This window comes from Limosilactobacillus rudii, from assembly GCF_014145455.1.
Lineage (GTDB): Bacteria > Bacillota > Bacilli > Lactobacillales > Lactobacillaceae > Limosilactobacillus > Limosilactobacillus rudii.
The window spans coordinates 1-25,095 of sequence record NZ_JACIVB010000029.1; the positions used below are offsets into that span (position 1 = coordinate 1).

The following is a 25,095-nucleotide window of genomic DNA, read 5'->3' on the forward strand; positions in this document are numbered from 1 at the left end:
ATGAAATTATTGCACCGGTATTTAAGTCTCACCATCATCAGGTCGCTAAAAAGACTGATTACATTCCTCAGCCAGCGTTGAAATTAAATATTGATAATGTCCAATTAACGATTTTCAATATTTAATTTAAGCAGTATAACGACACGTATTGAAAAAGAGAGCGTAACCTCGCTGAATTTAGTGAATAACGTCCTTATTTTAGTTATGGCACGTTTGTTGCACGTTTCTGCCCATGGTAAAAGGATCTCAATGTCGCTACTTTTCTGATTATGTAGTCGATCAAACAGGTAATTTAAAATACTTATATACGTTTAGTTCGTTAACTTTGGTCATTGCTACTAACGTATAATAAATCACATTGGCTTCAGCTCTGCGTATACTTTTCGCAAAAAACAGTTTACGAATTAACGTTGCAAATTGTATTGTTATCGGGTGCTTACATTTAATAACTGCCGTGAAATGTTATTTATGCGATGTATTAGTTAAGTTATTAGTTTATCTGATAGGTGATGGAAGTTTAATCGTTTACTATCGCGCCGCAAGATACCATTATTATTCTGATTTAGTGGGTGGGTCAATCGCGCAATATAAGTGTGAATGTCATATTTATTAGCGATATTACGTCAGATAGCTTTAAATCGCATAGCACGGTAGATAAAAAAATCTGACATTGATACAGAAATAATATTTCCATACTAATGCCAGATATTCGAAATTTATATTAATAATTATTTAGATTGATATAAAAATAAGTAATATTATTAAACCATTATTTCCACTTCATAACGCAAACGGGTTCAGGACAAGCAATATCTTTTTGAAGAAGAGTGAGTTTACCTGTTTCTGGATTACGTTTATAGAGCGTGAGGTTGTTTGAATTTTGATTTGAAGCTAATAAGTAGTCTTCATCCTTACTTAGATTAAAGTCACGTGGGAAGTCACCTTCAGTAGAGATAGACTGGATATGTTTTACTGTAAAATCTGGTTGAATTTTAAAGACAGCAATTGTATTTTCACCACGGTTAGAAGTATAGACATATTTACCATCATTTGAAATTCGAATAGCGGCGGCACCGTTATGAGTTGTCCAAGATGAAGGAATTGTCTTAATTGTTTGGAGGTGTTTAAAAGTAGCATCTTTATCGTTGTATTTTAATACCTCTAATTTGCTACTTAGTTCACCTAATAGGTATGCGTATTTACCATTAGGGTGAAATGCAATATGACGAGTACCAAAGCCGTCTTCGCATTTATATCGCGAAACTGCTGTTAATTTACCGTCATTTGAAACATCGTAAACAACTACTAAATCCATTCCTAAATCGCAAACAACTAGACGCTTATCAGGTGTAAGATCAGCATAATGAACATGGGGAGCTTCTTGTTCCGGTTTAGGACCTGTTGCACCTTCGTGAAGAACTGAATCTGTTAAAGTTAATTTACCGTCAGGATTGATCTTAAATACATCAACTTTAGCAGTATGGTAGTTTGCACTATAAAGTAAATGGCGTTCTTCGTCTAAGCCAACATATGCCGGAGGTGCCCCAGCAGCTAAAACATCACTAAGCATTTTAGAATTATCATTGCTCAGCGAATAAGAAGCAACTCCTCCCTTGTCATCAACCTGCTTAATGGCATATATACGGCCATCTGTACCAACCTGTAAATATGCAGGCTTTTGTGATGGAATTGCTAATTCAACATCAGTAATCTTACCCTGATCTGTATCAAGAGTAACTTTATAAATACCCTTACTTGTCTTTTTAGTATATGTTCCAATTAGAAATTGTTCAGTCACATCAATTTCCTCCTTTTGAAAGTGTTTACCTATATAATAGCAACTTGCCCATCGTAATTCTAGCTGTGATACACTGTTCTTAGTAATTTAAAATAGACGGAGGAACAGTAGTGAAAAAAATAGAGCGTCAGCGAGCTTTTGTCGCAAATAATTTGAACCTCTTTCAGTGTCCTGTTTGTGGGCAAAAGATGGTATCAGTAACAGGAAATAGTTTGATTTGTGAAAATAACCACCAGTTTGACTTTAATCGTCATGGTTACCTTCATTTTTTGAATGGAGCAGCAAATACAGAATACGGTCGAGAAATGTTTAAATCTCGCCGTCAACTGTTAGCAGCAGGATTATTTAGGCCAATTCTTCAAAGGATAAGTCAATTAATGCCTTCTGAATCAATTAAAATTTTAGATGTGGGTACTGGGGAAGGCACGCCATTGCTTCAGTTAGTAAATTTGCGTCCTGAATTTAGTGATACGATAGTGGGATTTGATATTTCAAAGCCGGGAATAACTTTAGCGACGCAACTACCACTAACGGCTTTCTTTTGCGTTGCCGATTTACGAAAACTACCTTTTAGTGCAAATAGTTTTGACTTCATCCTTGAGCTATTCTCACCGTCTGATTATCGTGAGTTTAATCGTGTTTTAAAAGATAATGGAACACTTATTAAAGTAATACCAAATGCTAACTATTTAGTTGAATTGCGACACATTTTATATCGCGCAGGAGAACGAAACTATCAATATGATAATTCACAAGTCCTAAATCTTTTTAAACAGCATTATCCTGATAGTAAAATTGAAACAGTCACTTATGAATATAATATTCCTGATGGATTACAGGAAGCAATGCTAGAAATGACACCGTTGCATTGGGGAGAAAATGCTAAAAAATTAACTCAAGATGAACTAGATAATTTAAAAAAGATTACTGTTGATGTAAGCTTGCTAATTGCGAAAAAAAGTTAATTTAATATTGCATAAATAAGAAATTAGTGCTAAATTATTATAAGAAATCGTTTGATAATTGACATCGAATGAACGTGTTCGTTGGTGATTATCAAGGAGTACTTCATTAAAGCAGCGTTTCGCCGTGCCCACACCGAGACCCTGCTTTTTTTATTTGTTTAAGGAGATTTTTACTATGACTAATCATATTGTCCTTTTTGAACCACTTTTTCCGGCGAATACGGGAAATATTGCGCGTACTTGTGCTGGGACGAATACAGAATTACATCTAATAAAACCGCTTGGCTTTTCAACCGATGATAAACATATGAAGCGAGCAGGACTAGATTATTGGGATAAAGTTAAAATAACTTACCATGATGACCTGCCATCATTTATGAATACAATTCCAGACATTAATCATTTATATATTGTGTCAAAGTTTGCAACTCATGATTATACTGATGTTGATTATACGGATGCGGGAGATCATTATTTCTTGTTTGGCAAGGAAACTACTGGCTTGCCGGAACGATTTATGCAGAAATATCCAGAAAATGCTATTCGAATTCCGCAAAATGATAATAATATTCGAGCGCTAAACCTTTCGAATAGTGCGGCGATTGTTATCTATGAGGCGCTACGTCAACAAAGTTTTCCCAATTTAGCACGGGTTCACCGTTATGAATTTGATAAATTGAAGTAATTTAAGGGAGGCACATTATCATGGCGAGAAGAAAAAGAACATCGTCCCGCCGCACAAAGGGACCAGCGCGAAAGAAAAAACAGCAGTATCGGTTAATTGATAATCTAATTGGTCTTATTATTTGTTTATTGATGTTGGTTGGCTTGTTCAATCTAGGTATACTTGGAACTTTTCTTGACAATTGTTTTAAGATTTTTGTCGGTGAAACTTATCCTATTGCCATGATTATAGTTTTTCTTTATGGCTTATGTTTTGCCCTTTATAGTCATTGGCCTCACTTTAAAAAGAGGTGGATAGTTGGGACTATTATTACATACGCAGGGTTATTAATGTGGTTGCAGACGGTAATGTTTCAACACCTTAGTCTACATTCAAAAATAATTGAAACGACTTGGAATAATCTTAGTAAAGTAATTTTTAATGGTGATTCAACAGTATTAATTGGTGGTGGGATGTTTGGTGCCTACCTATACAATGGAAGTAATATTTTGATTTCCGAAGTAGGAACTGCTATCTTGTCGTGGCTATTAATAATTACAGGAATAATCATCTTCTTTGCGTTACCGTGGCGTGATTTCTTAGTTAAACTTGGCATTGGGATTAAAAAATCAGGAGCAGTCATGGCGGATGCCCATAACCAATTAATAAAGAAGCGGGCAGAAAGTGTTAACGAACCGGCACCAACACCTTCAGTTAATAGGTCGATTACAAAGGTCTCACGTCAGGTTAAAGACTTTTTTGCTGATACTGATAGTAACAGTACTTCAGAAACAGCATCGTCAGCGTCGCCTGCGAATCCTTCATCGCAAGCAGCAGAACCAACGATTCGAGTGGCAAGCGAAAGTCAAACAGATAATAAAACGATACCTACTCCTGCTACCGATGAAAGTTCAGCTGGAGAGATAGATTTGGCAGGAATTGATGCGCAAGAAGATGATGATTATCAATTACCACCAGTCAGTCTATTGAGCCAAGTAAAGGCAACTGACCAACAAAAAGATCTTCGTAATATAAAGAAAAACACCCAAACACTTCAACAAACATTAAAGTCATTTGGGGTGGATGCAACCGTCGAAAACGTTAATCTCGGACCCTCAGTAACCAAATATGAATTGCGACCTGCTGTTGGGGTAAAGGTTAGTCGCATTACGCATTTGGCTGATGACTTAGCCTTGGCTCTTGCAGCTAAAGATATTCGAATTGAAGCACCAATTCCAGGCAAATCATTAATTGGTATTGAGGTTCCTAACCAACAAATTGCGACGGTTGGTTTTCGTGATATGGTGGAAAGTGCGCCAAGTAATGATAATCCAATGGAAGTTCCTCTTGGCCGCAGTGTTACGGGGGATGTTAAAATGGCAGATTTGACTAAAATGCCCCATTTACTGATAGCTGGGGCGACAGGTAGTGGAAAGTCAGTTGCTATTAATGTTATTATTACGAGTATCTTATTAAAGGCCAAGCCCCATCAAGTTAAGATGCTAATGATTGACCCTAAAAAGGTCGAACTAAGTGTTTATAATGGAATTCCACACTTACTAAGTCCGGTCGTCTCGGAACCTAAAAAGGCAGCGCGGGCGTTGGGCAAGGTAGTAGCTGAGATGGAACGGCGCTATGAATTATTTGCTAAATTTGGCGTACGAAACCTAGATGGCTATAATAGGCTAGTTCAGCAACAAAATGAGGAACATCCAGAAGAGCCGCAACCTAGTTTACCGTTAGTCCTTGTGATTGTAGATGAATTGGCTGATTTAATGATGACTGTTTCGCATGACGTTGAAGATGCGATTGTTAGAATTGCCCAAATGGGACGTGCAGCTGGTATTCATATGATTCTTGCCACTCAACGGCCATCTGTTGATGTAATTACGGGATTAATCAAAGCAAATGTTCCTTCGAGAATTGCTTTTGCAGTGTCAAGTGGGATTGATTCGCGAACAATTATTGATACTAATGGTGCTGAAAAATTGTTGGGCCGCGGTGATATGCTATTTGAGCCGATTGACCAAAATAAACCGGTCCGAATTCAGGGAGCATTTATTTCTGATCACGACGTTGAAGCAGTAGTTGATTTTATTAAGAATGAACGTCCGGCAGAATACGATGATAGTATGGTTGTGACAGATAATGAAATTGAACAAGAAGAGCAGGCTGAAGAAGAGGATGAACTATTTCCAGAAGCTTTGAATTTTGTTATTGATCAGCAAAAGGCATCCACATCTTTGATTCAGCGGCGATTTAGAATTGGATATAATCGAGCGGCACGAATTATTGATGATATGGAGCAACGGGGATTTATTGGTCCTGCTAATGGTTCTAAGCCCCGTGAAGTTTATAAACAAAAAGATGAATAAAAAAAGAGATTCCCATATTTTTGCGTCAGCGGGAATCTCTTTTTAGTATCTGTATAGTATTGAAATGGTTTAAATTAAGTTTAAGGATGCAACAGCACCAAAGATTAGTGAACCGAGCATTGCAATTAACATCAGCCAAATTGCAACCATGGTGATCTTTTGGAAACGGGTTTTCTTTTTTCGCTGCATTATTAACCGTCCTTCCATTTTAGCTTTATCGATAGTAGTAGTGTAACGCATTTTTACAGTCTTTTTCAAATCTTGTTTTAAATTATGTTAAACTTAAGTTATTTATTTTAGTCGAAAGGACTTGAGACAGTGTGGCGGTAAGTATTCAAGTTATAATTTTAGAAATTGTTTTATTAATAGTTATTTGGTTTGTTGAACACCTCTTTTTACGTATCTTTTTCCCTACTAAAAAGGTTAAGCACTTATGGTGGGTATGGACCATTATTTTATGGCTTTTGATTATTTTTAATCTTGGATATTACTGGCCAGCATATCCAATTGCTGTATGGATGGTGCTAGCGTTGGCTTTAATCGCTTTGCAAATTGCACATAATCATGAATTTATTTATCGTCGTTATTGGCCGGTATTTTGGCGGTATTCTGCATACTATGCATTATTGATATATATTGGTAGCATGATTATCTCACGGTGGTTGCCACTCGGATAAATAGAAGATGAAGTATTAATTTTAACGCTAGATGATATGAAAGGTCGAATCATGACTTTTGATTTTTTCAAAAATTATGGTCCGGCTTTTTTTGTAAGAAGATAATTTTTAGCTTGTTCTTTAAAAACTAATTTATAAAATGTCTATTACTTTTTGATAAAATTCACAAAATTACGTGGTGAGAAGTGGGGGATTGTGGTAGACTTGACCTATAAAGTGGTAAGGGAGTAATTTAGTTGTGCTAATGGGTGAATTTACACATACGATTGACACCAAAGGCCGATTAATTATTCCTGCCAAATTTCGAGAACAGTTAGGTACGCACTTCATTGTTACTCGGGGGTTAGATGGATGTCTGTTTGGATATCCGTTAAAAGAATGGACGCTTTTAGAACAAAAATTAAAAGCTTTACCACTAACAAAGCGCGACGCACGGGCGTTTGTGCGATTTTTATATTCGGCCGCAACAGATTGTGAAATTGATAAGCAGGGACGGATTAATATTCCGCTGACTTTGCGTAAACATGCCGCACTGACGAAAAAGTGTGTGGTAGTTGGCGTTTCAAATCGTTTAGAAATATGGAGCGATGAGCGGTGGTGTAAATTTACTAACGATACAGCTGATAATTTTGACGAGATTGCAGAAGATCTTAATATTGATTTTTAATGGAGGGTTTAGTTGATGGCAGAGTTTAAACATGTAACGGTACTTTTAAAGGAGGCCGTAGCAGGATTAAATGTGCAATCAACAGGCACTTACGTTGATGCAACATTAGGTGGTGGTGGCCACACGCAAGCGATTTTAAAACAGCTAGCGGGTGGTCATCTATATTCTTTTGATCAGGATCAAACCGCAATTGAATATAATAAAAAGAATTTGAAATCAGCAATTAATCAGCAAAGATTAACCTTAATAGAAGATAATTTTCGGAATTTAAGGACAGCTTTAAGTGATCATCATATTAGCCGAGTTGATGGTGTCCTATATGACTTGGGTGTATCTTCACCACAGTTTGATGATGCAAAAAGGGGCTTTAGCTACCAGCATGATGCACCATTGGACATGCGAATGAATCAAGAACAATCGTTATCAGCAATGGAAGTTGTTAACGAATGGTCATATGATCGGCTTGTTAAAATCCTTTATCGGTATGGAGAAGAACGCTTTGCAAAACAAATTGCACGTAAAATTGAGCGACAACGTGAGATTAAACCAATCAAAACGACTTTTGAATTGGTTGATGTAATCAAAAGCGCCATTCCTGCCGCGGCTCGCCGACATGGTGGTCATCCGGCTAAAAAGAGTTTTCAGGCGATTAGAGTAGCTGTTAATGACGAACTAGGAGCATTAGAAGAGTCATTAGAACAAGCTTTGGATATGCTAAATGTTGGTGGACGGATTAGTGTAATTACATTTCAGTCGTTAGAAGACCGCTTAGTAAAAACGATGTTTCGGGAAAAAACATCAATAAGTGATGATATTCCACAAGGATTACCGGTGATTCCAACGGGGATGGAACCAGATTTTAAGTTAATCAATAAAAAGCCGATTGTAGCTAGTGAAGAAGAACTGGCAGAAAATCATCGTGCGCACAGTGCTAAGTTAAGAATAATTGAAAGAATAAAAGAAGGAAAGTGACTTATTATGGTTTCAAATGCGGCAAGGCAACTTGCAGGAGGGCAGCAACCCCAGGAAATACCGCGGAAAAAAATTTCTCAACAGCCGAAAATTACACCTAGTCCGGTTAGGTGGTCAAAATTTGAACGTTTTTTGATAGTAATTGGAAGCTTGGTGACATTAACACTGATGCTCAATCTTCTCTCTACTAAAATTAATATCAATAATCAGCAACGGCACTTGCAGGATGTACAAACACAAATTAGTAAAGTGAAGAGTAATAATGCAAGTTCGCAGCAAGAAATTGCTGAATTGACTAGTCAATCGCATTTGAAATCAGCAGCACATAAATATGGATTAACAGATAAAAATTCAAATGTAAGGAACGTTAATAAATAATGAATAAGAAGCCACAACGAACGAAAAATAGGGGACATAGAGAAAACCGAGGGACCTTTGGCAAATGGCTCTTTCTAATTACGGTTGGAATGTTTACCTTATTTATCGTTCGTTTTGCGTATATCGCGATAAATAAGGATGTTCAGCATGTTAATTTACGATCACAGGCAGAACAAATTTATACTCAACAGCGGATTATTCAAGCGCGGCGAGGGAATATTTACGATGCCGATGGTAATGCTCTAGCAACGGATACAAGTAAGTATACCTTGTATGCGGTACTAGATCGGACGCAAAAGTCTTCAAATGGGAAACCTCTTTATGTTAAAGATCGTAAAAAAACAGCACAAGTACTATCTAAATATATTAATCTTACACCTACTCAGATTGAAAAGGTCTTAAAGCCGAAGGGACAAGTATACCAAGTTGAATTCGGTAGTGCAGGTAGTAATTTGTCTGTTTCAACAATGCAAAAAATTAAGAAGTATCATTTGCCGGGAATTAATTTTATTGCCACTCCTGCTCGCCAATATCCAGAGGGTGAGTTTGCCTCCCAGATAATTGGGATGGCAACACCTAAAGTCAAGAATAATAATGGAACAGATGAAACTAATCTTGTTGGACAATTAGGACTCGAAGGATATTTCGATAAACAGCTTACAGGGGTAAATGGTTTACGGAAGGATAAGCAAGATGTTTATGGCTACCAAATTGCAAACTCAAAGCAGGTAACAAAAAAGGCCGTTAATGGTGACAATATCTATACCACCATTGACTCACAAACACAGCATTTTCTTGAAACTAAAGTTAATAAAGCTTATAAAAGTTCTAATGCTAATTCAATGACAGCAGTTGTAATGGAAGCAAAAACCGGGAAGATTATTGCGGCCACTCAACGCCCAACTCTTCATGCAAAAAATAATCCAGTATGGCGGAACATGCTTGTTCAAGATGCCTATGAACCCGGATCTGTAATGAAAATTCTTACATTAGCTGCCGCAATTGATACTGGTCATTTTAACCCTAATGCAACCTTTAATTCTGGTACCTGGGCAATGGGTGGTGGAAAGATTACCGATTGGTCAAGCTCCGGCTGGGGAACTATTTCCTATAAAGATGCATTTGATATGTCGAGCAACGTTGGTTTTGCTCACGTAGAACAAGATATTGGTGCTGATACTTGGCTGAAATATATTAAGCGTTTTGGTTTGCTAAAGAAAGTAAATGTAGTTGGAATGGGAAATGAAGTTGATGGGTATACTACGTTTAAAGGTGCTCTTACCCAGGCCAACACGGCATTTGGTCAGGGAATCACGGTAAACGTAATGCAGATGATGCAAGCGTTTAGTGCAATTGGTAATAATGGTAAGATGATGAAGCCATATATTGTCAGCAAGATTGTTGATGGAAACAGCGGTAAAACTATTCAGCAGGTAAAGCCGAAAGTTGTTAGCCATCCGATTAAGGCTTCAACCGCGCATAAAGTTCTTGGCTATATGCAAGGTGTAGTCTATGATCAAAAAGGTTTAGGTCATGATTACCAGATTAAGGGCTATCGAATTGCAGGGAAAACCGCAACTGCACAAATCGGTGGTGCGCATGGTTACTCAACCGGTGATACAAACTATTTGTACTCATTTGCTGGGATGGCCCCGGCCAAAAATCCAAAATACATTATTTATATAACATTGAGGCAGCCACAAAACTTAAAGAAGCCAGCAACAAAGCAAATTGCTAGTGTCTTCAATCCAACAATGAAGATGCTATTAAGCCAGCAAAAGGTTGCCGAACAGGCTAAAAAGAAAGTTATCACGATGCCTAATGTTGTGGGCAAGTCACGCGAAGAGGTTAATAAGCAATTATCTAAGAAGGGAATGCAAGTAGTTATAGTTGGTTCTAATACAAAAATTAAGCAACAATCAGTAGAGCCAAAGCAGCAGGTACTTACTGACCAACATATTATCCTTGATACCGGAGGAACGTACCACATGCCTGATTTATCAGGATGGAGTTCTGCTGATGTACAACAACTTGCAAAGATTCTTAAATTAAATCTAAAGGACAGTGGGACAGGATATGTCACTAAGCAGAGCATTTCACCAAATGATACTGTAAAACGTGGTGCTACGCTAACAGTTCAATATGAAGCTAAAAACTAGCATTCTAAACTAATTGGAGGTTAATATGAATTTTCTAAGTGCAGTTTTGACAATTCTAAGTTCGTTTTTAATTACTTTCTTATTAATGCCCTCACTAATTAAATACTTTCGGGCAAAAAAAGAAGGACAACAGATTAGAAAAGAAGGGCCTACATGGCATAAGAAAAAAGCAGGTACCCCTACAATGGGAGGTTTATTATTTATTTTTTCTGCAGTTGTAACAATTTTATGGGTTGCAGCATGGCAAGGATTAATAACTAATACCTTATGGGCACTTCTGTTTGTGCTGATAGTATACGGTTTAATCGGAATGTGGGATGACAGTATTAAGATTTTCCATCACCAAAATGAAGGATTCAAACCGTGGCAAAAGGCCTTATGTCAAGTACTTGCTGCGATGGTATTTACTGTTATATATCAGCATGAAGGATTTCAAATGGGCTTTGGGACAACCCAGGTCGGATGGTTATATGGTCTATTTATTATTTTCTGGATTGTTGGCTTTTCAAACGCTGTTAATTTAACGGATGGCCTTGATGGCCTGGTTAGCGGTTTATCAATTATTTCGTTCGTAGCTTACTTAATTATTGCCTTAGTAAACTTAAATCAGCCTGGTTATCCGGAAATCGCCCTATTTTGTTTAGCAATGATTGGTACTTTGCTCGGTTTCTTTCCTTATAACCATAAACCAGCAAAAATCTTTATGGGTGATATGGGTTCATTGGCAATCGGTGCTTCATTAGCGGCTGTTTCACTGCTTCTCCATCATGAATGGTCACTACTGGTAATTGGGATCGTTTATGTTTGTGAAACTGCAAGTGTTATTATGCAGGTTGCGTCGTTTAAAACGACTGGTAAGCGAATCTTTAAGATGACGCCAATTCATCACCACTTTGAAATGTGTGGATGGAGTGAATGGAAAATTGATATTGCCTTTTGGCTTGTCGGTTTAGTAGCCTCTATTATTGCTGTTGCGACAATCCTGTTAGTTGGTTAGGAGTATAAGTTAAATGAAAAAAATCGATAATTATCAAGATAAAAAAGTTCTAGTGATGGGCTTTGGGATTAGTGGAATTAATGCAGCCCACTTATTAGTGAAATTAGGTGCTAATGTAACAGCAAATGATCAGGCTGTTCCTAAAGATGATAAGGTTATTAATGATTTGAAGGCTGATGGAATAACTGTGATTACGGGTGATAATCCTTTATCTCTTGCAGAAGAAGGCTTTGACATTGTAGTTAAAAATCCAGGAATTCTATATGATAATCCATTAGTGGCTAAATTTGTTGAACAAAATACTCCCATTATTACTGAAGCTGAATTAGGTTGGCAAATTTTCGATGGTCACCTTGTTAGTGTTACTGGTAGTAATGGGAAGACAACCACGACGACATTAACACAACTAATGATTGCTGAGAATGCTAAACATCAAGTTAAGTATGCTGGTAATATTGGTATTTCCTTTAGTAAGGTAGCGGAACAGTTAGGTCCAGATGATACACTTGTGACTGAATTATCAAGTTTTCAATTACTAGGGGCACCAACGATTCATCCACATATTGCAATTATCACTAATATTTTCTCAAATCACTTAGACTATCATAAGACTAGAGAAAATTACATTAATGCTAAACTCAACATTACACGTAACCAGACTAAAAATGACTTTTTAGTAATTAATTGGGATCGAGATGAATGGCAAAAGATTTCGCAGCGAAGTCAGGCAACTATTATTCCATTTTCCCGTTTAAATAAGAGTCATCAAGGAAGCTACGTGGAAGATGGCATAATTTATTGGCGTGGCGAAAAGATTATGAAGGCAGATGATATCCGATTAATTGGTCCCCAAAATGTGGAAAATGCACTTGCTGCTATTGCTGCTGCAAAGTTAAGCGGGGTTACTAATGATGCAATCATAAATGTCTTAACTACTTTTGGCGGGGTTCGTCATCGCCTTCAATATGTAATGGAATATCAAGATCGTCTATTCTACAATGACTCTAAATCAACAGATATTGAGGCTACCGAGGTGGCTCTTCAAGGTTTTAAACGTCCGGTAATCCTTTTAGCTGGTGGCCTTGATCGGGGATATACGTTTGAACGTCTTATTCCTTACTTTAAAGAACATGTCAAAGCAATTATTGTGTTCGGTGAGTGTAAAGATAAAATGAAAGCAGCTGCTCAGCAGGCAGGAGTCTCGACGATTATTGAAAGTGAAAATGCGATTACAGCAGTACCTGAAGCATGGAAGTTAAGTGCACCAGGAGATGTAATCCTCCTGTCGCCAGCAAATGCTAGCTGGGATCAATTCCCAAGTTTTGAGGTGCGTGGGGATGAATTTATTAAAGCGGTTGAAAAACTAACGGGACGAAAGGAGCAGTAAAATGCGGTTATTAGTATCAGGTGGTGGAACAGGTGGTCATATTTATCCAGCATTAGCTTTAATTGAACGTTTAAAGCAGGTCGAACCCGATACAGAGGTTCTCTATGTTGGTACTACTCGCGGATTAGAAAACAAAATTGTTCCAGACGCAGGTATTAAACTTGAAACCATGCACATGCAAGGCTTCAAACGATCTCTTTCCCTTGAAAACTTTAAGACAATTTATCTTTTCTTAAACTCAGTTCGCCACGCTAAAAAGATTATTAAAGATTTTAAACCGGATGTTGTTCTTGGAACAGGTGGTTATGTTAGTGGCGCAGTTTTATATGCGGCTGCCAAAAAGCATATTCCAACTGTTATTCATGAACAAAACAGTGTTGTTGGGGTTACTAATAAGTTTTTAAGTCGGTATGTTGATCAAATTGCGATTGCCTTTGAAGCAGCAAGAAATCAGTTTCCAGTTGCAAAGGTAACCATGACGGGAAATCCACGAGCACAGCAAGTTGCAGCTCAAAGAGATAGTGACTTTTCATGGGCTAATTATGACCTAAAAGATGACATTCCAACTTTGATGATTTTTGGTGGTAGTCAGGGTGCACCAAAAATCAATAAAACCGTTGTTGATTCAATTACTGAATTTAATAAGCGGCCATACCAGGTTATTTTTGCGACGGGACAAAAACGCTATGATGATGTAAAAAAGCAATTAATCGAAAAGAAAATTAAACCGTCGACAAATGTTAAGGTTGTCCCGTATATTAAAGATATGCCTGCTAAAATGCCTAAAGTTGCAGCTTTGGTCTCACGAGCAGGAGCAACAACGATTGCTGAAGTGACTGCGCTTGGTGTACCGACAATCTTAATTCCTAGTCCTTATGTTACGGCAAATCACCAAGTGAAAAATGCTCAAGCACTCGTGCGAAATAATGCTGGTTTGATGATCACAGAAGACAAGCTAGATTCACGCTCATTACTAATTCAAGCAGATAAAATTATGGAAGATGAGCAGCTTCGACAAGAGATGGCTAATGCTGCTAAAAAAATGGGTCGACCGGATGCTGCTGATCGTCTAATTAAGGTGTTACATAAGGCAATTGATGAGCATAAGTAGATCATTTTCTAGACTTTAGCAGGAGGAGTATGGATGACAAATGAGAAGTATGCTGTTGAACATCATAAATATTCACAACGATTAACAGAATTAGAACAACGTAGTGCAGCAGCAAGGCAACGTCAGAAAGAAAGAAAGTCTCCTAAAGCTCATGTAGGCAATAAGATTCGCGGAATTAGAATTAAACGTTATGTTTCAAATGGTGAGCGAGTCTTAAAGCTGGTTATCTTATTTAGTCTGATCCTCCTCTTAATGCTCTATATTATTTCTCCTTACAGTAAGATAAAAAATATCCAATTAAGTGGAAATCACGATTTAACAAGGACTCAGGTTGAAAAGGAAACTACTATTTATCCTGGACGTTTTATCTGGGGTGTTTATCTTAATCGTAATAAGCTTGCTAAACAGGCTAAGCAAAACAGCCCACAAATAAAAAACATTACAATTAAAGTAACGGGACCACAATCGATAAAACTAGTGGTTAAGGAGAATGCATTGCTTGGAACTGCTGTAATTAATAATGATACGTACGCAGTTTTAGCAAATGGAAAGTTACAACGAACAAAGAGTGCAAATAATGGGATTGCCTATAAGCGGTTTGATGGTCATCAACGAGCTTTGGCAGCAACAGCGACTCAGTTAGGAAAGTTAAAACCTGCCATAAGAAATGGTATTTCAAGCGTCAACTATCAACCAACTAAGAACTATCCAAATCGGATAATTATTTATATGCGTGATGGCAATACTGTTTATGCAGATCTCAATACAGTTGGCGATAAGTTAGCATACTATCCCGCAATTGCAGCAAGTATGAAGGATAAGGGAATCATTGACCTTCAAGTAGGAGCCTATTCTTATAGTTATGGTTCTAAGGATAAGTGATTTTGTGAAAAACCTTGATAATTCTCTTTTTTGTCGCTGTTTATGTGTGGTAAAATCTTATGTAGGTTAAATAAAATTCAAAAAATAATTAAATTAATAATAGTCTTAGGAGGGTTCCTTTTAGAATGAATAATTCAGAAGTATACGTTGGATTAGATATTGGAACCACCTCGATCAAGGCACTGGTGTGTGAAAGTGTTAAGGGTCAATTAAAAGTTATTGGTGTTGGTGTAGAACAATCGGCGGGATTAAACCGAGGAGTTATTGTCGACATTGATAAGACCGCTCAAGCAATTTCGGCGGCGGTAGCACAGGCCGAGGAAAAGTCCAACGTGGAAATTAAAAGTGTTGTAGTTGGCTTACCGGCAAATTATTTACAAATGCAACGGGTACACGGGATGATAACAATTGCAACGAGGGGACAGTCTAGAGAGATTGTCAACCAAGATGTGATTGATGTTGCACGTGAGGCATTAACGCAAAGTATTCCACCAGAACGTGAAATAATAGATTTAATTCCTACAGAGTTTACTGTTGATGGCTTTTCCGGTATTAAAGATCCCCGGGGAATGGTCGGTGTTCGTCTAGAAATGAAGGCTACCCTCTATACGGGACCTAAGACCATTATTCATAATACGAAAAAGGCGGTTCAACAAGCGGGTTATGACATTAAGGACTTTGTTATTACGCCGATTGCTACAGATTTCAATCTCTTAAATGACGGCGAACAAGATTTTGGTACTGTTGTTGTTGACTTAGGTGGGGGACAGACAACTACTAGTATTATTCATGACCACCAATTGAAATATACATATGTGGATCCAGAAGGTGGAAAATATATTACCAAAGATATTTCCACTGTTATGAATACCTCACTAAGGAATGCAGAGCAACTTAAGCTTAACCATGGTTATGCAATGGCTTCTTTAGCGGACAAGGAAGTACAAGTAGATGTTGATGTTGTTGGCCAAGATGATCCAGTTCAATATTCAGAGCAGTATTTATCAGAGGTAATTGAAGCACGAGTACGTCAAATTTTTAGTCGCATTCAAAGCAAGCTACAAGCAATTCATGCTCCTGAATTACCAGGTGGTGTGGTACTTATTGGTGGCGTTGCTGCCTTACCAGGAATAAAAGAACTTGCTGAACAGTATTTCACTGGTAATATTAAAGTTAATGTTCCAGAACAAATGGGCATTCGCCATCCACGATATGCCGTTAGTTTGGCATTGGGAATGTATGAAAACCAACTCTCTGATATTGACCGTTTAATTAAGCAAACGGTTCAGCGGGTTGATACAATTAAAAGTCCCCATGAAGAGAAAGCACAATCGACTAATATCAATATCACCAGTCAGCAATGGTCTGAAGAACCGGTTAAGCAACGAACACAGCGGCAGACTCAACAACAGTCAGTTGCTGAAAAACCACAACCAAAGAAAAAGAAACAAAATACATTTAGCAACCGATTTAAAAATATCTTTAATAATCTATTTGACTAATTTTACGGAGGAATACTGCTATGGATAATGAAACGCTCACTACTGAAAACCAATTTGCGGAAGCTCGAATCAAGGTAATTGGTGTCGGTGGTGGTGGCGGTAATGCCGTCAACCGAATGATTGCAGAAAAGGTGCAAGGGGTTGACTTTATCGTTGCCAATACTGATTTACAAGCACTAAATAACTCAGAAGCTGCTACCAAAATTCGTCTTGGACCTAAGTTAACTAAGGGCCTTGGAGCTGGATCAAACCCTGAAGTAGGAGAAAAGGCAGCTCAAGAAAGTGAAGAACAGATTAAAAAAGCGCTCGAGAGTGCAGACATGGTCTTTATTACTGCTGGTATGGGTGGCGGTACTGGTACTGGAGCTGCGCCAGTTGTTGCTAAACTTGCTAAAGACAGTGGTGCCTTAACTGTTGGTGTTGTTACTCGTCCATTTTCATTTGAAGGTCCCCGGCGTGCACGATATGCTGCAGAAGGACTTGAAAAGTTAAAGGCTAATGTTGATACTTTAATTATCGTTGCTAATAATCGCTTGCTTGAAATGATTGATAAAAAGACTCCAATGATGGAAGCATTTAAGGAAGCTGATAATGTCCTTCGTCAAGGTGTTCAAGGTATTTCTGATCTGATTGTTACTCCTGGATACATTAACCTTGACTTTGCCGATATCAAGACGTTAATGTCCAATCAAGGGTCAGCCTTGATGGGAGTCGGCTCCTCGACCGGAGAGAATCGTGCAACTGAGGCAACGAAAAAGGCCATTTCGTCTCCGTTGCTTGAAGTTTCAATTGATGGAGCTCAGCACGTCTTGATGGATATTACTGGTGGTAAAGATCTTTCGATGTTTGAAGCTCAGGAAGCATCAGATGTTATTAAACAAGCAGCTGGAACAAATGTTGATATTTCGTTTGGTATGTCATTAAACGAGTCCTTAGGCGATGAAGTTCGGGTTACGGTTATTGCTACCGGAATTGACAAGAAAAAGAAGATTCAACAACAAAAGCCAGCAGATGCTGATGCTCCACGGGTAACCCGTCCTGTTCAACGCGAGGAACAGCATACTGAACAACAAAGTCAACGGGATCCTTTTGATGGTTGGAATGACCCAACAGCGGATTCCAGTAACCAGTCACAAAATTCTGACAATGAATTCTCACATGTTACTAAGCCAGAGTTCAATGTATTTAACGATGATGCGGCTAATACGGATGACAATGATGATACTAACTTATCGACTCCACCGTTCTTCAAGAATCGTCGTAAGTAAATAATTAAGTAAAGGGTGGATACAGTATCCGCCTTTTTGCGTCCAACAGCCTAGCTAAGGAGGTTTTTATAATGGCAGCAAACTTTTTAAAAAGCTTGTTTGGGGATGAAGATGTTGATGAACAAGATAATTATTACGAGTCAACTGACCAAAGCAATTTAGCCCCGGCAAATTCAAATAATAAAATCGTGTCAATTAATAGTGGACGGGTAAACCAAATGAGTCAAATCTCGTTATATGAACCGCGACTCTATGCTGATGTTAAGCAAATTGCTTCTCAGTTACTTGATAATCATGCTGTGATTGTTAACTTTACCCAAATGGATTCTAGCGTGGCAGCGCGGCTTGTTGATTTTTTGAATGGGACAGTTTTTGCTATCGATGGCGAAATGAAACGTATTGGTAAGGAAATTTTTCTTTGTACTCCTAAGAATTATGAAATTTCGGGTAACTTATCAAGTAATTTAAAAAATGATAGTGACAAATTTTAGGCACTCAAAGGAGTTTGTATGATTGCATTTTTATTGTGGGCTCTTTACCAATTAGTGGATGCTTATATTTTAGTAATCATTGTTTGGTGTATTATGTCGTGGTTTCCAAATGCGCGAAATTCACGTTTAGGAAGTATTATTAACCGCCTAGTAGAGCCATATATGCACTGGTTTGACTTTATTCCACCGATTGGAGGAATTAGTTTTGCTCCAATGGTTGCCATTTTGGTTTTGTATTTTGTTCAAGCTGGCTTAGCACATATTTCAGCAATCCTGTAATTATCAAGAGAGGGATATTTTGAACGAACTTAACATTAAGCAACATTTTCGCTCAGAGGAGGCACCGCTTATTGATCAGTCTAATGACTGGATCGCAACAGCTGAAGGACAATATCGCCCAATTTTAACTCCTTTTTTGAATCCGCGTGAACGTTTTATTGTCCAAACGATTGTTAATCGTAATAACAATGTTAAAATAAAAATGTATGGTGGTTGGCAAGGCGCAGAAATGCAACGAGTTCTAATTTATCCGCCTTATTATGAACCCTCTATAGATGATTTTGCATTACAGGTTTTAGAGATTAATTACCCAACTAAATTTTCGGAACTTCACCATCGACAAATAATGGGAACATTGATTGGTGAGGGACTAGAACGTAACGCATTTGGAGATATTTTAACTGATGGCTTACGGTGGCAAGTTATTGTGACACATACAATGGCTGAGTATTTACGAAAAAACGTAGATCACGTTGGTCGGATAAAAGTCAAATGGCTCCCGATTACGTCAGAAGCAATAGTGGTACCTCGTGAAGAATGGGTACCACTGGTAACAACCGTTTCTTCGTTGCGATTGGATGTAATTATAGCAGCGGGATTTAATTATTCACGAAACCGAGCAAAGCAGTTAATAGAGCATGGTCAAGTTCGATTAAACTGGGAGCAGATAGATCGTCCAGATTACCAAGTTGTTGTACATGACTTGATTTCTGTTCGACATGGTGGGCGCCTGCGAATCGATGCGACTAATGGAAAAACAAAAAAAGATAAAGAAAGAATTACTATTTCAGTGGTGAATGCGTAATTTGAATGGAGGAATTTACTCATGAGTTTGACGGTTGATCAAATTAACAATAAACAATTTAATACTAAGATGCGTGGTTACAATCCTGAAGAAGTTCAAGAATTTCTTCAGGAAGTTTCACAAACTGTTCAACAGTTAGTAACTGAAAATAATAATTTACAGGAACAGGTTCGCGCAAATGACAGTAAGATTAAGTACTTTGCCGACTTAAAGGATTCATTGAATAAGTCTATTTTAGTTGCGCAAGAAGCTGCTGATAAAGTAAAAAGTAATGCCAAGCGAGAAGCTGATATTATGATCCGTGAGGCACAAAAGCAAGCTACTGATATTGTTTCTGAAGCTAATGATAAGTCTAACCAGGTTATTGAAGATGCTGCAAACTCAACGAAGAAGTTGACTAGTGAGACTAATGATCTCCGTAAGCAAACGCGAATCTTCCGTCAACGTCTCCAAGTAATGCTTGAATCCCAATTGGAAGTAATCAAGAGTAACGAATGGGATAAGCTTTTGGAAAATGATGATTTGAGTAAATATGATGAAATTGAAAAAATTTTAGGTAGCCGGCTTGACAGCAGTTCTGCAACCAGTGTAGAATCAACTGCAACAACTTCTAGTGAAGAACCTGTTGCTCAACCAGCGCAATCAGCTGCACCGGTTGCTGAATCTGAATCAACGGACAATTCAGAAAAGAATGAAGCAGCTAATAGCAACGAGAGTTCTAATTCACCTGAAACTGTTGTTGTCTTTCCTGATAGCAATAAGTAGGGTACTAGAAAAGTATTTTAATAAAAGCGTCGATAAGAAGTGGAGTAGCTATAGTAATATCAAAGCGAGTTAACGAGTGGTGAGAGGTTGACGATGTTTGGCTATTCCTGATCATCTTGGAGTACCTGATCCGATATAGTAGGATGAGGCGGGTCATTACCGTTAAAAAATGATTTGAGGAAACTTTAATATATTAAAGTTTCGAATCCGGGTGGTACCGCGAAGAAGCTTCGTCCCAGTATGGGACGAAGCTTTTTTATTATTAAAATACGAGAATTAATGAAAGGGGTAATTATAATGCGTGTCAAAGATACATTAAACCTTGGCCGAACAAAATTTCCAATGCGTGGGAAGTTGCCTGTTACTGAAGCGCAACGGGAACAGCTGTGGGAAGAAAATAAAGTTTACGAATTAAGACAAAAATTAAATGAGGGCAAACCAACTTTCGTTCTTCATGATGGTCCTCCATATGCTAACGGTAATATTCATATTGGTCATGCCATGAACAAGATTTCAAAGGATTTCATCGTCCGTTATAAATCAATGGCTGGTTTTCGTGCCCCATATGTTCCAGGTTGGGATACTCATGGTCTACCAATTGAGCACCAATTAACAAAATCAGGCTATGATCGGAAAAAGATGAGTTTAACCGAATTTCGTGATCTTTGTCGGGAATACGCGTTAAAGCAAGTTGATAAACAAAAAACTGACTTTAAGCGGTTAGGTGTTAGTGGTGAATGGGATCATCCATATCTTACGCTTGATAAAGAGTTTGAAGCGGCTCAGATTCGGGTGTTTGGTGAATTTGCAAAGAAGGGGCTTCTCTACCAAGCAAAGAAACCAGTTTACTGGTCATGGTCGTCTGAATCAGCATTAGCGGAAGCGGAAGTTGAGTATCATGATGTTGTTGCTAAGACAGCTTTCTTTGCTGAACAAGTTAAAGATGGTAAAGATCGTTTAGATAATAATACATATATGGTTGTTTGGACGACTACACCATGGACAGTACCTGCTTCAGAAGCCGTTGCGGTTAATCCAAAATTTGATTATTCAGTTGTAAAGCCTGCTGATGATTCGCGAAAGTTTGTTGTCGCCACGGATCTTTTAGACAAGCTAGCTGAAAAATTAGGATGGGAAGAATATGAAGTTATTGACCATCTTACCGGACAAGAACTTGAGGGAATGACTACTCAGCACCCATATCTCGATCGTGATCTTTTAGTAGGATTAGCTGATTATGTTACTGCAGATGCTGGTACTGGTCTTGTCCATACTGCTCCTGGTTATGGGGATGACGATTACAACTTTGGTAAAAAATATGATTTGCCAATTTTTGCGCCAATTAACGACCAAGGGGTATTAACAAAGGAAAATGGTGAAGGCTTTGATGGTGTATTCTATCAGGATGCCGATGATATTTCTCTTCAAAAACTAGAAGAAAATAATGCCTTACTTCTTCAAGAACCCCTTAAACATAGTTACCCATTTGATTGGCGGACAAAGAAGCCGATTATTTTCCGGGCAACGGATCAATGGTTTGTTTCAATTGAAAAAATGCGTCAAAATATTTTGGATGCACTTGAAGATGTGAAGTATCATCCTGAATGGGGTAAAGTTCGTCTTCGTAACATGATCAAGGACCGTGGTGATTGGGTAATTTCCCGTCAACGTGTTTGGGGTGTACCACTGCCAATCTTTTATGCTGAAGATGGCACACCAATTATGGAAGAAGCAACGATTAACCACGTTGCGGACTTATTTGCTAAATATGGTTCGAATGTTTGGTTTGAACGAGAAGCAAAGGACCTTTTGCCAGAAGGATATACTAATGAACATTCACCAAATGGCAAGTTTACTAAAGAAACTGACATTATGGATGTTTGGTTTGATTCTGGATCTTCCCATCAAGGTGTTTTAGCAGAACGAGATTACTTAACATATCCAGCGGACCTCTATCTTGAAGGATCTGACCAGTACCGTGGTTGGTTTAATTCTAGTTTGATTACTAGTGTTGTTTGCTCTGGTCATGCTCCTTATAAGGAAATTGTTTCGCAAGGATTTACGCTTGATAAGCGCGGTAACAAAATGAGTAAGTCCCAAGGCAATGTTATTGATCCAAATAAGGTTGTTCAACAAATGGGAGCTGAAATTATTCGTTTATGGGTAATGAGTGCTGATACTTCTGCTGATGTTCGAGTTTCAATGGGAACGTTCCAACAAATCTCTGAAGCTTATCGGAAGTTGCGAAATACATTCCGGTTCTTGTTAGCTAATACAGGTGATTTTAACCCAGAGAAGAATACCGTATCATACGAAAAACTCCAGTCAGTTGACAAATATATGCTGGTTAAGCTCAATCATTTCTTAAAGAGAATGCGAGCAGATTTTGATAATTATGACTTCTTAGATGCATATAAGCTTTTAATCAACTTTGTTAACAATGACCTTTCAGCTTTCTATATGAATATTGCTAAGGATGTTCTCTATATCGAAGCTGAAAATTCTGAAGCTCGGCGTTCAATGCAAACGGTCTTCTATGATATCTTATTGACAATGGTTAAACTTCTTACACCAATTCTCCCCCACACCACAGAAGAAGTGTGGAGTTACATGAATGAACCAGAAGATTTTGTTCAATTAACGGAAATTCCTGATCCACGAACTTTTGATGGAGAAGAAGAATTATTAAGCAAGTGGGAAAACTTTATGGAAGTTCGGTCACACGTACTCAAGAGTCTTGAAGAAGCTCGAAATGCTAAGCTAATTGGTAAATCGCTTGAAGCTCAGGTAGATCTTTACTTAACTAAAGGGCAAAAACAATTGCTTGATAGTCTTGATGAAAATGTTCAATTATTACTTGGTGTTTCAGCTCTCCACGAACATGTTACTGATGAAGCACCAGCTGATGCAGATCAATATAATGATGGAGTTGCAGTTAAGGTTACAACCGCTAAGGGTGAGACTTGTGCTCGTTGTCGAATGGTTAAAGAAGATGTTGGTAGCGATCCAGCCTATCCTGAATTATGTGCTCGTTGTGCCAAAATCGTTCGAGAAAACTTCCCTGAAACTGTTGACGAGGGACTTGAACAATAATAATCTCTAAAATTTATTGGATTTTGTTAGCCGTTCAATGACAATTATTTTTAAGCGGTGTAAAATACCAAGTGACGTTTGTTGCTTGGTATTTTATTTTGGAGTTGGTATAAATGCTCAAAGGAAAAGTAAAGAGTTTTGATGAACAAAAGGGTTGGGGATTCATTACGGTTCCTCATGAAGGAGAAATTTTCGTCCATTATAGTGGCATTGAAGGAACAAAGCGTCGGATTCTTCACCCAGATGAAGAAGTTTCACTTGTAATTGTTCAAGGACAAAAGGGACCACAAGCAGCGCATGTACGTGTATTAAAGTGAAGGATGGAGAGTTAAATGGAATTTGCAGAACGACCAATAAGCAGTAAAACAGTTTTTCATGGTCATCTGATTGATGTTGAAGTACAGCAGGTAATAACTCCTAGTGGCAAAAAAGCACAGCGAGAAATTGTCCACCATGCTCCAGCAATAGCAATTTTAGCGCTTACAGATGATAATAAAATGATTCTTGAAAAACAGTGGCGGGCACCTATTGCAAATACAACCTTGGAAATCCCAGCGGGAAAATTAGACCAGCGTGATGCTGATAATGCAGTTCATGCGGCAAAGCGCGAATTAAATGAAGAAACACGGTATGAAGCAACAAACTTAAAGAAAATTTCTTCATTTTATACCTCAATTGGTTGCATGGATGAATATATGACTATTTACCTGGCTACGGGTTTAAAACGAGTTACCCATGAGTTGCCTCAAGATCAAGATGAAAATTTAGCTTTATATGAGATTACATTACCTAAAGCACTCGAAATGATTGAGCTTGGTAAGATAGAAGATGCCAAAACAATTATGGCAATTTATTATTGGCAAGGAATGAAGATACGTGGATAATAAGCAATCTCAAGCTGAGCAGCAATCGCGAATGTCACGAAGTCAATACCGTCAACAGCAACGTAAAGCTGAGCAGCAACCTGTAGGAGAGCCGCCGCAAGAAACTGAACAAGTCTATAGTCGAAAAGCTGCAATTAGTCAGCAACGTGAAGAAGACGTTACTGAAAAGACGAATCGGTTAAAACGACGATTAAATATTGCAATCGTTGCTTTAATTATTGCTATTATTATTGTCTATTTAATATTATTTTATGTTGGATAAAGGAGAAAAATTATGCGATTTGGAATTATTTGTGCAATGCCTGAAGAAATTAAAGAATTAACTGCTGAATTGGCAGACCAAAAGGAGAAGAAAATTGGTGGTAAGTCTTATCTTTTTGGTAAAATCAACAGTCAAGAAGTGGTCCTTGTTGAATCAGGAATTGGTAAAGTTGAAGCAGGAATTACTACTGAACACTTAATTACGGATTGTAATGCTGATGTAGTGATCAATTCAGGATCAGCTGGTGGAATTGGTGAAGGATTGCATGTGGGTGATATTGTTATTTCTACTGAAACGGCCTACCATGATGTTGATGCAACTGCCTTTAACTATCGTTACGGTCAATTGCCTGGGAAAGAGCCACGTTTTAAGGCTTCTGATCAGTGGGGAAAGGCTCTTGAAAAAGCTGGTGAAAAGACCGGCTTAAGTGTTAAGCGCGGTTTAATTGTTTCAGGTGACCAATTTATTGCTAGTACAGAGGCAATAAAAGAAATTTTAACTCATTTTCCGGATGCACTCTCAAGCGAAATGGAAGGAGCAGCAGTAGGACAGGTTGCTACTGACCACCAAATTCCATACGTTGTGGTACGGGCAATGTCAGATACCGGTGATGAAGATGCTGGAGTAAGCTTCGATGACTTTATTATTGATGCTGGAAAGCGGTCAGCAAATATGCTTTTACAGCTTTTTGCGGATTTAGATAAGTAAATGGAA

25 protein-coding genes, 1 pseudogene and 1 other annotated feature are annotated in these 25,095 nt (G+C 38.1%); of the genes and pseudogenes, 23 read left to right on the forward strand and 3 right to left on the reverse strand.

Going from position 1 to position 25,095, the window contains the following annotated elements:
- Window positions 1–485: 485 nt before the first annotated feature.
- Together H5S39_RS11555 and H5S39_RS01300 are read right to left on the reverse strand one after the other, a co-directional pair.
- Window positions 486–623: pseudogene (locus H5S39_RS11555) on the reverse strand (IS30 family transposase); the annotation flags it as partial.
- Window positions 624–769: 146 nt separating this feature from the next.
- On the reverse strand, window positions 770–1,798 hold the full coding sequence (locus H5S39_RS01300; protein ID WP_182595914.1) for a lactonase family protein: 1,029 nt from the start codon (window positions 1,796–1,798) through the stop codon (window positions 770–772).
- 110 nt (window positions 1,799–1,908) lie between these two features.
- Between H5S39_RS01300 and H5S39_RS01305 the strand changes: the two genes are divergently transcribed.
- From H5S39_RS01305 to H5S39_RS01315, 3 genes are all read left to right on the forward strand, one after another.
- Window positions 1,909–2,763 carry a putative RNA methyltransferase gene (locus H5S39_RS01305; RefSeq protein WP_182595915.1) on the forward strand — a complete coding sequence of 285 codons (855 nt, stop codon included), beginning with the start codon at window positions 1,909–1,911 and terminating at the stop codon, window positions 2,761–2,763.
- Window positions 2,764–2,938: 175 nt separating this feature from the next.
- Window positions 2,939–3,448 carry a tRNA (uridine(34)/cytosine(34)/5-carboxymethylaminomethyluridine(34)-2'-O)-methyltransferase TrmL gene (trmL, locus tag H5S39_RS01310; protein ID WP_182595916.1) on the forward strand — a complete coding sequence of 170 codons (510 nt, stop codon included), beginning with the start codon at window positions 2,939–2,941 and terminating at the stop codon, window positions 3,446–3,448.
- A gap of 20 nt (window positions 3,449–3,468) precedes the next feature.
- A complete protein-coding gene (locus H5S39_RS01315) occupies window positions 3,469–5,802 on the forward strand; it encodes a DNA translocase FtsK (RefSeq protein WP_182595917.1) in 2,334 nt (777 codons plus the stop codon).
- A 69-nt stretch (window positions 5,803–5,871) separates the two neighbouring features.
- On the opposite strand, the gene H5S39_RS01320 is transcribed toward H5S39_RS01315, so the two are convergent.
- Entirely contained in the window at window positions 5,872–5,991 is a 120-nt protein-coding gene (locus tag H5S39_RS01320) for a DUF4044 domain-containing protein (protein WP_003666746.1), read from the reverse strand.
- A gap of 131 nt (window positions 5,992–6,122) precedes the next feature.
- On the opposite strand from H5S39_RS01320, the gene H5S39_RS01325 reads away from it, so the two are divergent.
- The 20 genes from H5S39_RS01325 (at window position 6,123) to H5S39_RS01420 (ending at window position 25,089) form a co-directional block, all read left to right on the forward strand.
- A complete protein-coding gene (locus H5S39_RS01325; RefSeq protein ID WP_182595918.1) occupies window positions 6,123–6,479 on the forward strand; it encodes a hypothetical protein in 357 nt (118 codons plus the stop codon).
- Between the two features lie 238 nt (window positions 6,480–6,717).
- Window positions 6,718–7,146 carry a division/cell wall cluster transcriptional repressor MraZ gene (gene mraZ, locus H5S39_RS01330; protein ID WP_182595919.1) on the forward strand — a complete coding sequence of 143 codons (429 nt, stop codon included), beginning with the start codon at window positions 6,718–6,720 and terminating at the stop codon, window positions 7,144–7,146.
- A gap of 15 nt (window positions 7,147–7,161) precedes the next feature.
- On the forward strand, window positions 7,162–8,118 hold the full coding sequence (gene rsmH / locus H5S39_RS01335; RefSeq protein ID WP_182595920.1) for a 16S rRNA (cytosine(1402)-N(4))-methyltransferase RsmH: 957 nt from the start codon (window positions 7,162–7,164) through the stop codon (window positions 8,116–8,118).
- Between the two features lie 6 nt (window positions 8,119–8,124).
- Window positions 8,125–8,496 carry a cell division protein FtsL gene (ftsL2, locus tag H5S39_RS01340; RefSeq protein WP_182595921.1) on the forward strand — a complete coding sequence of 124 codons (372 nt, stop codon included), beginning with the start codon at window positions 8,125–8,127 and terminating at the stop codon, window positions 8,494–8,496.
- Complete coding sequence (locus tag H5S39_RS01345; protein WP_182595922.1) at window positions 8,496–10,655, forward strand: penicillin-binding protein; 2,160 nt, start codon at window positions 8,496–8,498, stop codon at window positions 10,653–10,655. The genes ftsL2 and H5S39_RS01345 overlap by 1 nt, the downstream gene beginning before the upstream one ends.
- Before the next feature lie 25 nt (window positions 10,656–10,680).
- A complete protein-coding gene (gene mraY / locus H5S39_RS01350; protein ID WP_182595923.1) occupies window positions 10,681–11,652 on the forward strand; it encodes a phospho-N-acetylmuramoyl-pentapeptide-transferase in 972 nt (323 codons plus the stop codon).
- Window positions 11,653–11,665: 13 nt separating this feature from the next.
- Window positions 11,666–13,039 (forward strand): UDP-N-acetylmuramoyl-L-alanine--D-glutamate ligase, encoded by a 1,374-nt coding sequence (gene murD, locus H5S39_RS01355; protein ID WP_182595924.1) that lies wholly within the window; start codon window positions 11,666–11,668, stop codon window positions 13,037–13,039.
- Between the two features lies 1 nt (window position 13,040).
- Window positions 13,041–14,150 carry an undecaprenyldiphospho-muramoylpentapeptide beta-N-acetylglucosaminyltransferase gene (gene murG, locus H5S39_RS01360; protein WP_182595925.1) on the forward strand — a complete coding sequence of 370 codons (1,110 nt, stop codon included), beginning with the start codon at window positions 13,041–13,043 and terminating at the stop codon, window positions 14,148–14,150.
- Between the two features lie 33 nt (window positions 14,151–14,183).
- On the forward strand, window positions 14,184–15,032 hold the full coding sequence (locus H5S39_RS01365; protein ID WP_182595926.1) for a cell division protein FtsQ/DivIB: 849 nt from the start codon (window positions 14,184–14,186) through the stop codon (window positions 15,030–15,032).
- A gap of 125 nt (window positions 15,033–15,157) precedes the next feature.
- On the forward strand, window positions 15,158–16,534 hold the full coding sequence (gene ftsA, locus H5S39_RS01370; protein ID WP_182595927.1) for a cell division protein FtsA: 1,377 nt from the start codon (window positions 15,158–15,160) through the stop codon (window positions 16,532–16,534).
- A 20-nt stretch (window positions 16,535–16,554) separates the two neighbouring features.
- The gene (gene ftsZ / locus H5S39_RS01375; protein ID WP_182595928.1) at window positions 16,555–17,802 is read left to right on the forward strand and encodes a cell division protein FtsZ; all 1,248 of its coding nucleotides are present in this window, start codon (window positions 16,555–16,557) and stop codon (window positions 17,800–17,802) included.
- 71 nt (window positions 17,803–17,873) lie between these two features.
- Entirely contained in the window at window positions 17,874–18,293 is a 420-nt protein-coding gene (locus H5S39_RS01380) for a cell division protein SepF (protein WP_182595929.1), read from the forward strand.
- Between the two features lie 18 nt (window positions 18,294–18,311).
- Window positions 18,312–18,572, forward strand: a complete 261-nt coding sequence (locus H5S39_RS01385) for a YggT family protein (RefSeq protein WP_182595930.1) — start codon at window positions 18,312–18,314, stop codon at window positions 18,570–18,572.
- 19 nt (window positions 18,573–18,591) lie between these two features.
- On the forward strand, window positions 18,592–19,377 hold the full coding sequence (locus H5S39_RS01390; protein WP_182595931.1) for a YlmH family RNA-binding protein: 786 nt from the start codon (window positions 18,592–18,594) through the stop codon (window positions 19,375–19,377).
- Window positions 19,378–19,398: 21 nt separating this feature from the next.
- Window positions 19,399–20,142: a DivIVA domain-containing protein gene (locus H5S39_RS01395; RefSeq protein ID WP_182595932.1), complete on the forward strand. Its 744-nt coding sequence runs from the start codon at window positions 19,399–19,401 to the stop codon at window positions 20,140–20,142.
- Window positions 20,143–20,162: 20 nt separating this feature from the next.
- Window positions 20,163–20,383 (forward strand) — a binding site (T-box leader).
- A 56-nt stretch (window positions 20,384–20,439) separates the two neighbouring features.
- Window positions 20,440–23,235 carry an isoleucine--tRNA ligase gene (gene ileS, locus H5S39_RS01400; protein WP_182595933.1) on the forward strand — a complete coding sequence of 932 codons (2,796 nt, stop codon included), beginning with the start codon at window positions 20,440–20,442 and terminating at the stop codon, window positions 23,233–23,235.
- A gap of 113 nt (window positions 23,236–23,348) precedes the next feature.
- Window positions 23,349–23,552: a cold-shock protein gene (locus H5S39_RS01405; RefSeq protein ID WP_182595934.1), complete on the forward strand. Its 204-nt coding sequence runs from the start codon at window positions 23,349–23,351 to the stop codon at window positions 23,550–23,552.
- A gap of 15 nt (window positions 23,553–23,567) precedes the next feature.
- The gene (locus H5S39_RS01410; RefSeq protein ID WP_182595935.1) at window positions 23,568–24,119 is read left to right on the forward strand and encodes an NUDIX hydrolase; all 552 of its coding nucleotides are present in this window, start codon (window positions 23,568–23,570) and stop codon (window positions 24,117–24,119) included.
- Window positions 24,112–24,381, forward strand: a complete 270-nt coding sequence (locus tag H5S39_RS01415) for a hypothetical protein (RefSeq protein WP_182595936.1) — start codon at window positions 24,112–24,114, stop codon at window positions 24,379–24,381. The genes H5S39_RS01410 and H5S39_RS01415 overlap by 8 nt, the downstream gene beginning before the upstream one ends.
- A 12-nt stretch (window positions 24,382–24,393) precedes the next feature.
- Window positions 24,394–25,089: a 5'-methylthioadenosine/adenosylhomocysteine nucleosidase gene (locus H5S39_RS01420; RefSeq protein WP_182595937.1), complete on the forward strand. Its 696-nt coding sequence runs from the start codon at window positions 24,394–24,396 to the stop codon at window positions 25,087–25,089.
- Window positions 25,090–25,095 lie beyond the last annotated feature (6 nt).

Bases quoted from the DNA above. Each gene is read 5' to 3' on its own strand.
- H5S39_RS01420 (WP_182595937.1), top strand. From the start codon at position 24,394: ATGCGATTTGGAATTATTTGTGCAATGCCTGAAGAAATTAAAGAATTA.
- H5S39_RS01320 (WP_003666746.1), bottom strand. From the start codon at position 5,991: ATGCAGCGAAAAAAGAAAACCCGTTTCCAAAAGATCACCATGGTTGCA.
- H5S39_RS01395 (WP_182595932.1), top strand. From the start codon at position 19,399: ATGAGTTTGACGGTTGATCAAATTAACAATAAACAATTTAATACTAAG.
- H5S39_RS01385 (WP_182595930.1), top strand. From the start codon at position 18,312: ATGATTGCATTTTTATTGTGGGCTCTTTACCAATTAGTGGATGCTTAT.
- murD (WP_182595924.1), top strand. From the start codon at position 11,666: ATGAAAAAAATCGATAATTATCAAGATAAAAAAGTTCTAGTGATGGGC.
- ftsZ (WP_182595928.1), top strand. From the start codon at position 16,555: ATGGATAATGAAACGCTCACTACTGAAAACCAATTTGCGGAAGCTCGA.
- rsmH (WP_182595920.1), top strand. From the start codon at position 7,162: ATGGCAGAGTTTAAACATGTAACGGTACTTTTAAAGGAGGCCGTAGCA.
- ftsL2 (WP_182595921.1), top strand. From the start codon at position 8,125: ATGGTTTCAAATGCGGCAAGGCAACTTGCAGGAGGGCAGCAACCCCAG.
- H5S39_RS01380 (WP_182595929.1), top strand. From the start codon at position 17,874: ATGGCAGCAAACTTTTTAAAAAGCTTGTTTGGGGATGAAGATGTTGAT.
- H5S39_RS01405 (WP_182595934.1), top strand. From the start codon at position 23,349: ATGCTCAAAGGAAAAGTAAAGAGTTTTGATGAACAAAAGGGTTGGGGA.
- mraY (WP_182595923.1), top strand. From the start codon at position 10,681: ATGAATTTTCTAAGTGCAGTTTTGACAATTCTAAGTTCGTTTTTAATT.
- H5S39_RS01365 (WP_182595926.1), top strand. From the start codon at position 14,184: ATGACAAATGAGAAGTATGCTGTTGAACATCATAAATATTCACAACGA.
- H5S39_RS01410 (WP_182595935.1), top strand. From the start codon at position 23,568: ATGGAATTTGCAGAACGACCAATAAGCAGTAAAACAGTTTTTCATGGT.
- ftsA (WP_182595927.1), top strand. From the start codon at position 15,158: ATGAATAATTCAGAAGTATACGTTGGATTAGATATTGGAACCACCTCG.
- H5S39_RS01345 (WP_182595922.1), top strand. From the start codon at position 8,496: ATGAATAAGAAGCCACAACGAACGAAAAATAGGGGACATAGAGAAAAC.
- murG (WP_182595925.1), top strand. From the start codon at position 13,041: ATGCGGTTATTAGTATCAGGTGGTGGAACAGGTGGTCATATTTATCCA.
- trmL (WP_182595916.1), top strand. From the start codon at position 2,939: ATGACTAATCATATTGTCCTTTTTGAACCACTTTTTCCGGCGAATACG.
- ileS (WP_182595933.1), top strand. From the start codon at position 20,440: ATGCGTGTCAAAGATACATTAAACCTTGGCCGAACAAAATTTCCAATG.
- H5S39_RS01315 (WP_182595917.1), top strand. From the start codon at position 3,469: ATGGCGAGAAGAAAAAGAACATCGTCCCGCCGCACAAAGGGACCAGCG.